We start from the raw sequence: 12,488 nt of genomic DNA, 5'->3' as shown, positions 1-12,488 counted from the left end.
GGCGTGGCAGAGCATAGCGGGGGATCAAGGGCAGGTCCATGCCAAATTCCACTGGCGGTCGCGCAGGTTCTTTCCAGCCGGGCGGTACGCCGGTGGTCCAGCACTTCGACGAGTACGGAGCCCCCGACACCACCACCACGGGCGGCTACGGCTGGCTGGGCACCGCAGCCCGCAGCCCGCAGCGCGGACGCCCCGGGCGGACTGCTGATGCTGGGCGCCTGCGGCCACGACCCGGCCACCGGAACCTTCCTGCAGACGGACCCGGTGCCCGGCGGCGGCGACAACGCCTACGGCTACTGCTCCGGCGATCCTGTCAACTGCACGGACACCGCGGGTACCTTCGACTACTGGCTCAAGTACAACGTCGGAAACCCGCACATGCCGGCGCACCGGTACTTCCAGAAGTTCCGGGACAACTTCAACTGGGTCTTCCCGATCGGTGGCCACGCCAGCAAGCTCAGCCACGTCGGCCAGAAGATGGACCTCTGGGTGAAGATCCTCGGCGTCAAGATCCAGTTCCCCGTCAAGGTGAAGAGCATCACCTCCAACGGCTGGCGTTTCGACACCCGCTGGGGCCACCCCGACTACCCCGGCTTCATCTCCTTCTACTTCACCCACCTGAAGAGCGGGCAGATGCGGATCACCATCCACGGCAACGTGCCGCCCGGGGCGGACGCCTGGTACATCGGCAAGAGCAACTACGTGAAGAAGGCGAAGAGCACCTGGTCCAAGCTCGTCAGTAACCTCAAGGACCTGACCCACTACATCAACACCATGGGCGACGCACGACGAGCCCGGAAGAGAACAACATGACACTCCCCTCCCGCGAGACGGGCGCGCTCCTCGCCCTGGTGTACCTGGTGGTGGTGTTCGGCCTCGACTACCTGAGCGTGGAACACGGCCAGGACGCCGCGAGCGTGGCCGTCTCGGTCATCACCTTCCCGTCAGGCTTCGTGACGACGATCCTCTTCCTCCTCGGAGCGGTGGTCTTCGGCTACGACGACTACAGCCCCGGCCCGGACACATACGCCCCGCCCGTCCACGCCATCGCGGGCATCGTCCAGGTCATCCTGATCTGGCTCGTCCTGCGGCTGCTACACAAGCGGCGGGAGAACACCCTGAAGGGAGCGCGTCTCTAGAGCGCAGGACGGTGTGTGGATCGCCTGGCGGACGGCGGCTGACGCCTGACTGCTCGACCGGTGCGGCCAAGGAAGCGCACCGGCGCTCAGAACTCGTCTGCTCCTGGCCGGTGTCCGTCGTCCAACTGCAAGTATGTCATGGCCAGATGGGCGCCGTGGCGCGGGGCGTCCTTCTCGATGGGGGGCAGGTCCAGGCGCACAGCCCACGTTCCGGCTCCAGTTCGAGAGCCCGGTAGGCGGTGCGGGCGTCGGCCCTTCCTGCCGTCCGCCAGGCGCCGACGCGCGACGGTGACCGGAGGCGGCGGGGACGTCCCGCCTGGCGCCGGGCAGCATCCACGACACGGCCGTACCGGGATGGCTGGGTCCAAGGGGGCACTCGGGAGTTCGGCGCGCTCGGGGAGACCCTCCGACGACATGGTCGTGGCCGGCGTCAAAAACGTGAGGACGTCCGTTCTCCGGACCTGTCAGTGTGTCCCGTTAGAGTCATCGGAAGTAGAACTCACAATCGAATCACGGCAATTGGGTGGGGACTCATGAAGCTGAAGTACACTGCCGCCTGGGTGGGGTTCACGGCGGCGGCGATGGTCGCGGTGTCCGCGTGCAGCTCCGACGGCGCGAAGACGGCCGTCTCGGCCGCGAGCAACGCGACCAAGATCATGGCGGTGCTCTCGCGTGCGACCGACCGGACCGATCAGCTCGGCTCGGCCGAGGTCAGGATGAGCACTGACACGGGCACGGGCACCCCGGTCACGTTGAACGGCACCTACTCCTGGGGAGACGGCCTGGCGATGGATGTCCTGATGGACACCAAGGCCGCGAACATGCAGGCGCTCCAGCGCCGCGCCACGATCCGGACGCTGTTCGTGAAAGGCGCCTACTACTTCAACGTCGACCCCCAGCCCTCCGGCCCCTTCAAGGGCAAGCAGTGGATGAAGGTCGACGCGTCGGTGCTCTTCGGCTCCAAGGGCGCCCAGGACTTCAGTGGGGGCAGCGCAGGCAACCCGGCGGCCACGATGGAGGCCCTCAAGTACGCGAGCCACGTGAAGGATCTCGGCAAGGAGACCGTCGACGGGCAGAGCACGACCCACTACCGGGCCGTCGTCCGCCAGGCAGAGCTGGGGAAGTACAAGGACGCCTTCAGCAGCGACGGCATGAAGGCCCTGACCGGCGGCGCTGACTCGGTGACGATGGACGTGTGGATCGGCGCCAAGGACCTGCCGGTCCGCCTGAAGGATGATCTCGGCAAGGCGACCGTGACCATGGACTTCAAAAAGTTCGGCGCCACCGCCCCGGTGAAGGCGCCGCCGGCAGCCCAGACCGCCGACCTCACCGAACGGATCAAGAGAGCCCGGAGCCAGCAGGGCTGACCCCAAGCACACCGGTGCCCCGCCTCTTCGCCGAGAGGGCGGGCACCTTCACACCAAGCGGGGACGCCGCCGCCCGGTCATCAGGACCCTCAACTGGTACGCCGCCACCGGAGAGTGGGTCCGGCCGTTTCGCCTGCGGCCCCTCCTGAGCGACCACCTCCGCGCCGACTACTGCCACCCGCGAGCCGGGCGAGGCCACGGACTACCGGGCTTCGCCACCGGCACCTGGCCAGAGCGGCAACAGGGCCCGTCGGAAGGCAGCTTCCAGTCCTGCACGCCGGGCGCCGGCGGCGGAGCCCGATGGCCGACCGGCCTTGTCGCCAGGGGCGATTGGCGAGCTGCGGCAAGGGCCCGGACCGAAGACCCGTACTACGCTGACGCCATGTGTATCGGGGAGGCGCTGGACCGCTGGGGCATTTCCCCCTGGACGCGCTCACGGTGAGTGGTGCGCTCACGACGAAGGGTGTCGGTAAGGGAATGGATGACCGTGCCGTCGTCACTCGTTTACCAGCAGCCACTGACTGACACGCTATCGACGGTAGTTCAGAGAACTTCGTGCCCACGCCGGGCAGTTCCCGTACGGGCCGGCGTGACAGGAACGCGGTGATCGCCTCGGGGGAGTCGTCGATGATGGTGCGCCGATCCGGTGGGGTGAGGGCACAGGCCATGGCGGCGAGCATCCGGTTGCCCGCGCACCCCGCGGAACTGTGCAGGCCGAGGTGGGCGAGGGCGCCTCGCGGAGCTCGGCGGTGATCCTTGGAACACCGTAGGTACCGTCCGACTCGCGGTGCACGGCCCGTATCCGGGCGGCGAGGTGGGCGTCGGCCGCCTGCCGGGCGGCTCGGTCCGCGGCCGTCCGGCGCCAGTAGTAGAAGCTGGAGCGGGCGATGCCGAGGATGGTGCACAGCCGCTTCACGCCGTAGCGGCGGTGGTGGTCGGCGACGAACTGGAAGCGGTTCACCAGCGCGTCTCCCCGGCGAAATACTTCGCCGCCTTCCGCAGGATCTCGCGTTCTTCCTCCAGCTCGCGGACCTTCTTGCGCAGAGCGGCGTTCTCCGCCTCCAACGGTTTCGGCGGCTCGGTCGGCACCTCTGCCCGGCGTCCCCGCGGCCGGCTCGCGCCGGCTGCCCGGACCCAGTTCCGCAAGGTCTCGGGGTCGATTCCCAGATCGGCAGCGACCTGCCGGATCGTCGCCTCGGGCCGCGACTGGTACAGCGCGACCGCGTCCGTCTCGAACTGCGGCGGATAGTTCTTCATGACCACGAGATGTCCGTTCTCAGATCCTCAGGATCCAGTGTCTCGTGTGTCCAGAATCAAGGGTCAAGACCCGGAGACGGCCTGACCGCGGAGCCGGCCGCCGCGGGCTGAGCCGGCCGACGGACAGTCCGAACTCACCTGCCGGGGTGGCGGCTTGTCACTGGACCCGCCGCGGGCGCGGCCGGAGCGTGGAGTCGGCCGCCCCCACGGCGTCGCACGTGGAAAGCTCGGTTCGCCTGCTTACCGTGCGGCATCGCCCGAAACAACCCGACACCGTCGGGGGATTGACCGCCGGACACTTCCACTGGTTCAGTGGCTCAGCCACTCATCCACCAGGGTGTGGGGTCCCCCCTTTTCTCCCGTCCGTCTTTCCGCCACCCCAGGAGGCCCCGTGGAGGCGCTGCCCCGCGAGACGATCGTGGACGTTCTCGAGAGCCGGTTGCGCGAGGACATCCTGGCCGGACGTCATCCGGGGGGCAGTTACCTGCCCCCCGAGCGCCAACTGGCCGACGGATACGGAGTCACCCGCACCACCCTCAAACACGCCTTCGGCCGGCTCGTCCAGGCCGGGCTGCTGGAGACCCGGCACGGCGTCGGCACCCGGGTGCGCGACTACATCCGGCTGGGTGGCGCGGACCTGCTGCCGATGCTCGTGCGGCACGACGCGAAGTGGGTCCATGAGATCTTCGAAGTGCGGCGCTCCGTCGGCGCGTTGATCGCCGAGCGGGCCGCGGTCCGGGCCACCCGGGCCCAGCACGCCGAACTGCGCGCGCTGCTGGACGCCGTAGGGGAGGCGGGAGGCCCCGACGAGGTGCAGATGGCCGACGTCGAGGTGCACCGCGCGCTCGCCCGGGCCACCGGCAACCGCGTCTACGTGCTGCTGACCAACACCCTCTTCAACGCCTACCTGCCCGTCCGTGCCGAGCTGCGCGGCCCTTTCACCGACCCGGAGGCCGCGCACCGGCGGCTCGCTCCGGTGGTGGAGGCGGTGACCGACGGGGACGGCCGCCGGGCGCACGCCGCCGCCGACACCTACCTGCGCGACACCGAGCAGATCATGCTGGAGGGACTGGCATGAGGGGCACCGTGTTCACCGAGACCATGCTCGGCACCGTACGCCTGGACGCCGGGCACCCGGCCCGCCGCATCCGGCTCGACCTGCGTGCCGAGGCCGACGACGTGCTGCGCCCGCACCGCACCACCGCTGCCCGGCTGACCGGCCGCGTCCGGATCGCCGGACGGGCCGACGACCCGGCCGCCACCGGCGCGCTGGAGATCTCCCCCCTCGCCCGTCGCCGCATCCGCTACCGGCTGTCGTTCACCGCGGACGGCCGTACGCTCACCCTGGACGGCTGGAAGTCCGTGACCCCGCGCCGCCCGGTGAGGTCGATGACCGTCCTGCCGTTCACGTTGTACGAGGACGGTGCGCCCGTCGGCCGCGGAACCCTGCGCTTCCCGCTCGCGACCGGTCTGGCGCCCTTCCTGCTCAGCTTCCGCTTTCCCGTCCGCGAAGACCCCGCCGAGCACATCGCCCCACGCTGGGACGGCAGCCCCGGCCGCACCGAGGTCTGGTACACCACCCTGACCGACCCCGCGACCGGCACCGGCTTCTGGGTGCACCACGAACTGACCGCACCCACCGACGGATCCACGCCGGTGGCCCACGGCTGGGCGGCCTCCTTCCCGCCCGAGGGAGAGGTGCGCCACGTCCGCTTCGGCCCCGTCCCTTGGAGCGCTCCCGAGGACGGTTTCACCACCGGCGACGTCACCTTCGTACCGAGACGACTGACCGGCAGCGCCGGCGACTTCCACTGGGACCTCACCGAACGCCCGCTGTCCGGACCCCTGTTCACTTTCCCCCGCTGGTCCTGGCGGCGGCCCCTGCTGCCCGCGGCCCAGATGCTCCCGGCGGCCCGAGCCGCGTACGACGGGACGTTCCGCGACGGGGAACGGACCTTCACCCTGCGCGCCGCCCCCGGCGCCACGGCCCGCATCAACGGCCACGGAAACGCCCGCCGTTGGTCCTGGCTGCACGCCGACCTGGGCGGCGACGGCGTCCTGGAGATCGTCGCGGCGGTGTCCACCCGGCCGGGACTGCGCCGGCTGCCGCCCCTGGTCTTCCTGCGCCTGCGCCACCGCGGCCGCACCTGGCCGCGCAGGGCGGAGCGGTCCGCGATAGGCCTGCTGGGCGTCGGGCGGTTCCGTGCCCGCATCGGCCTGCCCCACTGGACGGTGACCGGCCGCACCCTGCTGCGCCGCATCCGCGTCGAGGTCACCCAGCCTGCCGAACGCACCCTCGCCCTGGACTACCGCGACCCGGACGGCGCTCCGGCCGTGTGCCGCAACAGCGAGACGGCCGACGCGCGCATCCTGCTGGAACGGTGGTGGGGCCACTGGCGCACGGAGGCACAGTGGACGCTGGACGGCACCGCGCACGCAGAGGTGGGGGACAGGTGAGCGCCCAGGGACTGGTGGCCGCCCTTCTCGCCGAGGACGGGATCGGGGACAGGGACGGATACGGGCGTGGGCAAGGGTCCGGGGACGGCGGCGAGGAGAAGTGGCCTGCCCGCGTGCCCGGCAGGCTCGACACCTTCCTGTCCGCCCTGCCCGGGCCCGTGCGCGCAGCGGTCCGGGCAGGTGGCACCATCGTGGACACGTACGCCGTGCTGCACAGCGGGCGCCGCCTCGCCGCCCTCACCCCCGACGAGCGGGAGACGGTGCTCGCCTCGCTCGGCGCCCGCCCGGCGCTCCTGCCGCTGCTCGACCTCCTGAAGGTTCCCGTCCTGCTCGCGGCGGCCACCGAACGCGTCCCCGCCCCGCCGGCCCCCGCCGTCCCCGACGACCCGCCGCTGGACTGCACCCCGGCCGAGCACTGGCCCGACCGGACCACCGCCGACGCCGTCGTCGTGGGATCCGGCGCCGGGGGAGCCGTGGCCGCCCGCACCCTCGCGCGCGCCGGGCTCGACGTCGTCGTGCTGGAGGAGGGCGAGCACCACACCACGGCCTCCTTCGGCCGGCGCACCCCGCTGGACCGCTTCACCGACCTGTACCGGGACGGCGGAGCGACCGCCGCCCTGGGTAACCCGCCGCTCCTGCTGCCCGTCGGACGAGCCGTCGGCGGCACCACCGTCGTCAACTCCGGCACCTGCTACCGCACTCCGGACCACGTCCTGGACCGCTGGAGCAGCCGGTACGGCTTCCACCTCGCCGACGGCCTCGCGGCCCGGCTGGACGAGATCGAACGCACCCTGCGCGTCGCCACCCAGCCCCTCGACGTCCTCGGCGCCAACGGCCTGCTCGCGCTGAGGGGCGCCGCGCGGCTCGGCTGGCGGGCCGGGCCGCTGCGCCGCAACGCGCCCGGCTGCCGGGGGTCCTGCCAGTGTGTGGTGGGCTGCCCCACCGGCGCCAAGCAGAGCGTGCAGATGTCCGTCCTGCCGGAAGCGTGCGCCCTGGGCGCCCGCATCGTCACCGGGGCGCGGGTGCGGCGCATCCTGGTCGACCACGACCGCCCCGGGACACCGCGCGCGGCGGGCGTGCGGGTCGTGCGGGCCGACGGCAGCGAGCTGGAGATCCTCAGCCCCCTCGTCGTCACGGCCGCGGGAGCGCTGCAGACCCCGCCGCTGCTGCGCCGCTCCGGGCTGGGCGGTCACCCGCGCCTGGGCCGGGGCCTGAGCGTGCACCCGGCCACCAGCGTCGCTGGCCGTTTCCCCGAGCTGGTCACGTCCTGGCGGGGCGTTCTGCAGAGCGCCGGAATCGAGGAACTGCACGACCACGGAATCCTGATCGAGGCGACCGCGAGCCCGCCCGGCATGAGCAGCTTCGTCCTGCCCGGCCTGGGACGCTCCCTGCGCCGCGAACTCGACAGGGCCGACCGGCTCGCGGTCCTCGGCGCGATGATCGCCGACCGTCCCTCGGGCCGCGTCCTGGGCCGCGACCGCACCCTCGTCCGCTACGACCTCGACCGCCGCGACGGCGACCGGCTGATGACGGCCGTACGGGCCATGGGACGGGTCCTCTTCGCCGCCGGAGCCGAGGAGGTCCTCACCGGCATCCCGCGTGCCCCGCGCGCCCGCACCCTCGCCGAGTTCGACGCGCTGCTCGCCGGGACCGGCCCCCGGGCCCTGCACCTGTCTGCCTTCCACCCGGCCGGCACGGCCGCGGCAGGCACCGACCCGCGGCGCGCGCCGGCCGATCCCGAAGGACGGCTGCGCGGCGTCCACGGCGTCCTCGTGGCGGACGCCTCCGTGCTGCCCGGCTGCCCGGAGGTGAACCCCCAACTGACCATCATGGCCGTCGCCCTCGCCGTCACCGAGAGCTACCTCGACCGGGACTTGAGCACCCGGGCCAGGACGGAGGCGTGACTGTGGTCGGGGGACTTCGAGGCGGTGAGCAGGGTGATCGGGCCCCGGTGTGACTGAGTGCTTCAGTTGGCCAGTGAGCGCTTCACTTGGCCCCATTTAGCGTTTGCAGGCCCGCGACGGCTGAGCCGGGACACGGTAGTTGGAACTTCGTCATGAGAGTTGGAACCGGTGCGGTGGACGCCGACTAGGCTCACCACCATGTCCGAGCCAGCCCCTGACCCTCGCATGCAGTCCTTGATCAACCAGCTCCAGCCGGGGGCTGTGAGAACGGTGAAGGTCATCGGGTTTGACGGAGCGGACGTCCTGGTGGAGCTTGTGGCTGCCGACGGAGGGACCGAGATCGGTCGGATTCCTCGACAGGAGGCGTCGAGGCGTCGGATGGAGAATCCATCCGAGCTGTTTGAGGTCGGCCAGGAGATCAACGCAGAAGAGATCGGGCGTTGGCGTGAAGGTCAGCTTCACCTCTCCGCCAGGGCGTGCGAGATTCCGGCCTTGAGGTCCTTTCTCCTCGCGCTTGAACAAGGGCAGGTCGTCGCTGGGACGGTCTCCGAGGTTCACAACTTCGGGGTCTTCGTTCACGTCGATGGCGAACCGGACGGCCTCTGCACCGGCTTCATCCGGGTGCCGGACCTGACGTGGGGCTGGATCAACCACCCCTCCGAGGCAGTCGAAGTCGGCCAGCGGATCACCGCTGAGGTGATCATTGCCGAGACGCGCTCCGGGCAGGTCACGCTCTCGTTGAAGGCTCTGCAGAAAGATCCACTCATTCGGTTTGCGGATCAGGTCGGTCGGGTTCTCACCGGGCCGATCACCAAGATCATTCCTTTTGGCGTGTTCGTGCAGCTTGCTCCCGACGTTGTGGGGTTCCTTCACCTCTCGGAGCTGGCTGACGAGCCGGTGGAGACCCCGGATCAGCTTGTCGATGTAGGCGAGCTGATCACGGTGAAGGTCGCCGAGGTCGACCTCCAGCGTCACCGGGTGCGGCTGGGCGTCGCCGGCGCAGACAGGACTTAGGGCTCGTAAAGAATCAACACGTTGCTTCACGGTGTCTCTGTCGTTGGTGTGGTATGCGCATACCGAGCGAGGTTCGTGACCAACTCGCCCTGAGATTCAGGGTGTTGTTGCCCCATCTGAATGAGCGGCAGCAGCGGCTGGCGCTGGCCGCCGAGGCCCGGCTACTGGGGCACGGCGGGGTGAGGGCTGTCGCCCGTGCCGCGGGGGTGAGCGAGACGACGGTGCGCAAGGGAGTCTTCGAGCTGGAGGGCGGTGAGGATCCCTTGCCCGATGGCCGGGTCCGCCGGGACGGCGGCGGTCGCAAGAGCGCAGAGGAGCTTGACCCGCTGCTCGTTCCGGCTCTGCTGTCGCTGGTGGAGCCAGACGAGCGGGGCGATCCGATGTCGCCGCTGCGGTGGACGACCAAGTCGCTGCGGTCTCTGGCCGGGGCGCTGACGCGGCAGGGCCACGCCGCGTCAGCGCCGACCGTGGGCCGGCTGCTGCGGGAGAACGGTTTCAGTCTGCAGGCCAATGCCAAGACCCTTGAAGGTGCTCAACACCCTGAGAGGGACGCGCAGTTCCGGTACATCAATGACCAGGCCAAGGATCATCAGGTGAACGGCGAGTGGCGCTGCACGCTCCGGACCGCACTACCCGACGCGACGGCGCCACCCGACGCCGAGCCCCGGGCGGCGGCCGCAAAGCCAAACTCGACCTGGCCGACCGCGTCCTGGCCACCGTGCTGCACCAGCGCCTTGGCCTGTCGCCCACCGTGCTCGCCCGCCTGTTCACCGTCAGCAAGGACACCATCCGCGAGGCCACCGGCGAGATCAGACAGCTCATGGACCAGCACGGGCACACCCCCGGCCCCGCCACGGCACACCTCACCACCCTCACCGGCCTCCACGTCTACGCGACCGCACACGGCATCGCCCTCACGACAGAGACAAAACCACCGTGTTGATTCTTTACGAGCCCTAAGAGCCCCTAACGAAACGACTTTTCGACGTCTCCTGGCTCCTCGTGTCTCGGTCCGGCGGCATAGGCCAGCGGGGGTGCGATTGCTTGGACATTGGCTCCCTCCCCGACCCATAGCCCGGTGAAGAGCGCGGCGGTCGCTTCCAGGAGTCCCGCTCGTTCGAGACCGCCGCCCGCCACAGGCTCGCAGCCGGCATGCCGCACCAGCTGGGGCACAAGCGTGAGGGCCGTTTCGTCGTCTCCGCAGACCGGAACGGCCAGTGGCCGCCCGTCAAAGATGGGTGGGGACATGCGCCACACGTCCTCGTGGCAGAGATTGAACGCCTTGATCACATGAGTTCCCGGTGCCGCCGCGGCCAGTTGCTGTGCGGCTGAGAGGCCGCCCTGTGTCAGCAGCCGGAAGCCCGGACCAACCGGATTGGAACAGTCGATCAGCACCTTGCCGTCCAGGACCGCCCGCAGTTCCCTCGCAACGCTCGCCCCCGCGCCGAAGGGCAGCGCGGCCAGAACCACCTGGCCGAACTCGGCCGCCGCGCGGAGACCAGCAGGCTTTGCGCCGTCCCCGAGGCGCCTCGCGAGCCGCTCCGCCTTGTGCATGTCCCGGCCTCCGATGGCCACGTCGTGCCCAGCCCGGACCCAGTGGGTGGCAAGCGCGTCCGTCATGTTGCCCGTGCCCAGTACGCCGATTCTCATCACGCATTTCCTCCCAGGATCTGCTCGGACCGTTTGCACCGACGCTAGAAGATCAGCGGGGCACCATTTGGTACGTGACGACCGACGCTTTCCTCGCCGACTGCCGTGCCCGCCTCGCCTTCGACCTCCTCTCCAACACCTGGAACCCCGTCGTGCTCTGGGCACTGCGCGACGGTCCCAGGCGCCCGGTCGAATTACGCGAGCAGATCGGGGGAATCAGCCCCAAGGTCCTCACCGAGACGCTGCGACGCCTGCAGTCCAAAGGGCTGGTGGACCGGCAGGCTCATCCCGGAGCGCCACTGCGAGTGGAGTACCAACTCACCAGGTTGGGCCGGACTTTGCTGGCACCCATCGACGCTGTCGGAGCATGGGCGTTCGAGCACGGCGACGAAGTCATGGCCGCCCAGGAAACCGAATGCACCGCCACCCAGTCCCCCTCAGAGTGAGCGCAGGCGCCTCCAGCAGCGCGCATCCGAGGGTGAGGAAGACACCTCACGACCCCAAGTCGTCAAGCCGCAGCGGCCAAGGCGGTTGGGAATGCGGTGTTCTCATCGAACAGTTCGCGTTGCTGGAGGCAGTGGAACATCTGTCCGAGCATGCGGTTGAAGAGGTTGCGCTGGGCGGCAGCGTGCCAGTCGCCGTGCTCGTCGCGGCGGCGGCGGTAGTGGGCCATGGCTCCGGGCGAGGCCCGGAGGGCGGAGAAGGCCCAGAGGTAGCCGGCGTGGTTGAGGCGGTCGTTCTTGACCCAGCGGCGGGTGATGCTGGCCTTCTTGCCGGAAGCCCGGGTGATGGGCGAGGAGCCGGCGTATGCCTTCAGGCCGCGGGCGTCGGCGAAACGGCCGCGGTCGTCCCCTATCTCAGCGAGCACCCGGGCACCGAGCTGGACGCCGAGGCCGGGAAAACTGAGGATGATCTCAGCGTCCGGATGCTGAGGGAAAGCTGCCTCCACCGCCTGGGCGAGGTCGTCGGCAGCCGTGCAGGCGGCCTGGAGCTGGACCAGGAGGGCGAGCATCTGCCTGCCGAGCGCGTCCTCGACGAGGGCAGGTTGGTGAGCGTAGTCCTCGCGGAAGACCTCCCGAAGGCGTTCGGCCTCGGCTTCGATGCCGCGTTGGCGGCCAGCTCGCTTGAGGGCGGCTTGGAGCTGGGCGCGAGTCAGTCGAGCAGCTCGCGTGGGAGTTGGAGCCAGCTTGAGGACTTCGTGGGCTTCAGAGCGGCAGAGACCGTTCTTCCAGGACTCGAACGCCGCCAGGGCGGCTGGGTAGTACTCGCGCAGCAGGGAGCGGAGCTGGTTGGAAATCTGCTGGCGGTTCCAGGTGGAGTCCTGCTGGGCGCGGGCGAGGACAGCGATGGCGCGCGCCAGGTCGCTGTCATCGGGCAAGACCCGGTGGGCGTGCATGTCGGTGCGCAGGATGTTCGCGAGCACCAGGGCGTCGCCCGGATCGGACTTCTTGCGGGAGACGCTGTGCCGGTCGCGGTAGCGGGCGGCGGCCATCGGGTTGATCGCGAAGACCTTCCGCTTGCCCTGCCGCAGCACGGCGACCAGCAGACCGCGGGAGGTCTCGATCGCCACCGGGATCGGGTGTTCCTCGGTGTCGCCGTACTCGGCGAGCAGGTCCAACAAGACCTTGTAGCCGGCCGCATCATCCGTGATGTGGCGTTTGGCCAGCAGCTGGCCCGAGTCGTCGACCAGGGCGACGTCG

At 70.1% G+C, this 12,488-nt stretch carries 13 protein-coding genes and 1 pseudogene; 10 read left to right on the top strand and 4 right to left on the bottom strand.

From position 1 onward, the window contains the following. The first annotated feature begins 3 nt into the window (after positions 1–3). The 3 genes from LQ326_RS46060 to LQ326_RS46050 all read left to right on the top strand — a co-directional run bounded on the left by LQ326_RS46060 (position 4) and on the right by LQ326_RS46050 (position 2,506). On the top strand, positions 4–813 hold the full coding sequence (locus LQ326_RS46060; RefSeq protein WP_308402173.1) for an RHS repeat-associated core domain-containing protein: 810 nt from the start codon (positions 4–6) through the stop codon (positions 811–813). Further along, entirely contained in the window at positions 810–1,139 is a 330-nt protein-coding gene (locus LQ326_RS46055; RefSeq protein ID WP_234545187.1) for a hypothetical protein, read from the top strand. The genes LQ326_RS46060 and LQ326_RS46055 overlap by 4 nt, the downstream gene beginning before the upstream one ends. 533 nt (positions 1,140–1,672) lie before the next feature. After that, positions 1,673–2,506: an SCO4651 family lipoprotein gene (locus LQ326_RS46050; protein WP_234545186.1), complete on the top strand. Its 834-nt coding sequence runs from the start codon at positions 1,673–1,675 to the stop codon at positions 2,504–2,506. A 529-nt stretch (positions 2,507–3,035) separates the two neighbouring features. On the opposite strand, the gene LQ326_RS49045 is transcribed toward LQ326_RS46050, so the two are convergent. Continuing rightward, on the bottom strand, positions 3,036–3,422 hold the full coding sequence (locus LQ326_RS49045; RefSeq protein WP_372497140.1) for an IS3 family transposase: 387 nt from the start codon (positions 3,420–3,422) through the stop codon (positions 3,036–3,038). A 41-nt stretch (positions 3,423–3,463) separates the two neighbouring features. Next, complete coding sequence (locus LQ326_RS46045) at positions 3,464–3,763, bottom strand: transposase (protein WP_234545190.1); 300 nt, start codon at positions 3,761–3,763, stop codon at positions 3,464–3,466. Between the two features lie 391 nt (positions 3,764–4,154). Here LQ326_RS46045 and LQ326_RS46040 point away from each other — a divergent pair, with 391 nt between their 5' ends. From LQ326_RS46040 to LQ326_RS46015, 6 genes and pseudogenes are all read left to right on the top strand, one after another. Then, on the top strand, positions 4,155–4,841 hold the full coding sequence (locus LQ326_RS46040; RefSeq protein WP_181803402.1) for a FadR/GntR family transcriptional regulator: 687 nt from the start codon (positions 4,155–4,157) through the stop codon (positions 4,839–4,841). Then, complete coding sequence (locus LQ326_RS46035; RefSeq protein ID WP_234545185.1) at positions 4,838–6,220, top strand: tocopherol cyclase family protein; 1,383 nt, start codon at positions 4,838–4,840, stop codon at positions 6,218–6,220. The genes LQ326_RS46040 and LQ326_RS46035 overlap by 4 nt, the downstream gene beginning before the upstream one ends. Next, positions 6,217–8,124, top strand: a complete 1,908-nt coding sequence (locus tag LQ326_RS46030) for a GMC family oxidoreductase (protein ID WP_234545184.1) — start codon at positions 6,217–6,219, stop codon at positions 8,122–8,124. Before LQ326_RS46035 ends, LQ326_RS46030 begins: the two co-directional genes overlap by 4 nt. Before the next feature lie 225 nt (positions 8,125–8,349). After that, the gene (locus LQ326_RS46025; protein WP_234545189.1) at positions 8,350–9,138 is read left to right on the top strand and encodes a S1 RNA-binding domain-containing protein; all 789 of its coding nucleotides are present in this window, start codon (positions 8,350–8,352) and stop codon (positions 9,136–9,138) included. A 53-nt stretch (positions 9,139–9,191) separates the two neighbouring features. Then, positions 9,192–9,743 (top strand): annotated as a pseudogene (locus LQ326_RS46020) (ISAzo13-like element transposase-related protein); the annotation flags it as partial. Next, positions 9,743–10,081 carry a hypothetical protein gene (locus LQ326_RS46015; RefSeq protein WP_234545191.1) on the top strand — a complete coding sequence of 113 codons (339 nt, stop codon included), beginning with the start codon at positions 9,743–9,745 and terminating at the stop codon, positions 10,079–10,081. The pseudogene LQ326_RS46020 and the gene LQ326_RS46015, both read left to right, overlap by 1 nt. 23 nt (positions 10,082–10,104) lie before the next feature. Here the strand turns inward: LQ326_RS46015 and LQ326_RS46010 are convergent, their stop codons facing one another. After that, positions 10,105–10,788, bottom strand: a complete 684-nt coding sequence (locus tag LQ326_RS46010; RefSeq protein WP_234545183.1) for an NADPH-dependent F420 reductase — start codon at positions 10,786–10,788, stop codon at positions 10,105–10,107. A gap of 74 nt (positions 10,789–10,862) precedes the next feature. Between LQ326_RS46010 and LQ326_RS46005 the strand changes: the two genes are divergently transcribed. After that, positions 10,863–11,234 carry a winged helix-turn-helix transcriptional regulator gene (locus LQ326_RS46005; RefSeq protein WP_234545182.1) on the top strand — a complete coding sequence of 124 codons (372 nt, stop codon included), beginning with the start codon at positions 10,863–10,865 and terminating at the stop codon, positions 11,232–11,234. Positions 11,235–11,296: 62 nt separating this feature from the next. On the opposite strand, the gene LQ326_RS46000 is transcribed toward LQ326_RS46005, so the two are convergent. Next, positions 11,297–12,488: IS110 family RNA-guided transposase (locus LQ326_RS46000; protein ID WP_234545181.1), on the bottom strand; the 1,192-nt coding region annotated here is incomplete at its 5' end.

This window comes from Streptomyces shenzhenensis (assembly GCF_021462265.1).
GTDB classification, from domain to species: Bacteria; Actinomycetota; Actinomycetes; order Streptomycetales; family Streptomycetaceae; genus Streptomyces; species Streptomyces shenzhenensis.
This window is presented reverse-complemented; position numbering and strand designations above follow the sequence as displayed.

Coding starts and splice junctions, on each gene's coding strand:
- LQ326_RS46035 (WP_234545185.1), top strand. CDS start 4,838: ATGAGGGGCACCGTGTTCACCGAGACCATGCTCGGCACCGTACGCCTG.
- LQ326_RS46050 (WP_234545186.1), top strand. CDS start 1,673: ATGAAGCTGAAGTACACTGCCGCCTGGGTGGGGTTCACGGCGGCGGCG.
- LQ326_RS46055 (WP_234545187.1), top strand. CDS start 810: ATGACACTCCCCTCCCGCGAGACGGGCGCGCTCCTCGCCCTGGTGTAC.
- LQ326_RS46010 (WP_234545183.1), bottom strand. CDS start 10,788: ATGAGAATCGGCGTACTGGGCACGGGCAACATGACGGACGCGCTTGCC.
- LQ326_RS46045 (WP_234545190.1), bottom strand. CDS start 3,763: ATGAAGAACTATCCGCCGCAGTTCGAGACGGACGCGGTCGCGCTGTAC.
- LQ326_RS46025 (WP_234545189.1), top strand. CDS start 8,350: ATGCAGTCCTTGATCAACCAGCTCCAGCCGGGGGCTGTGAGAACGGTG.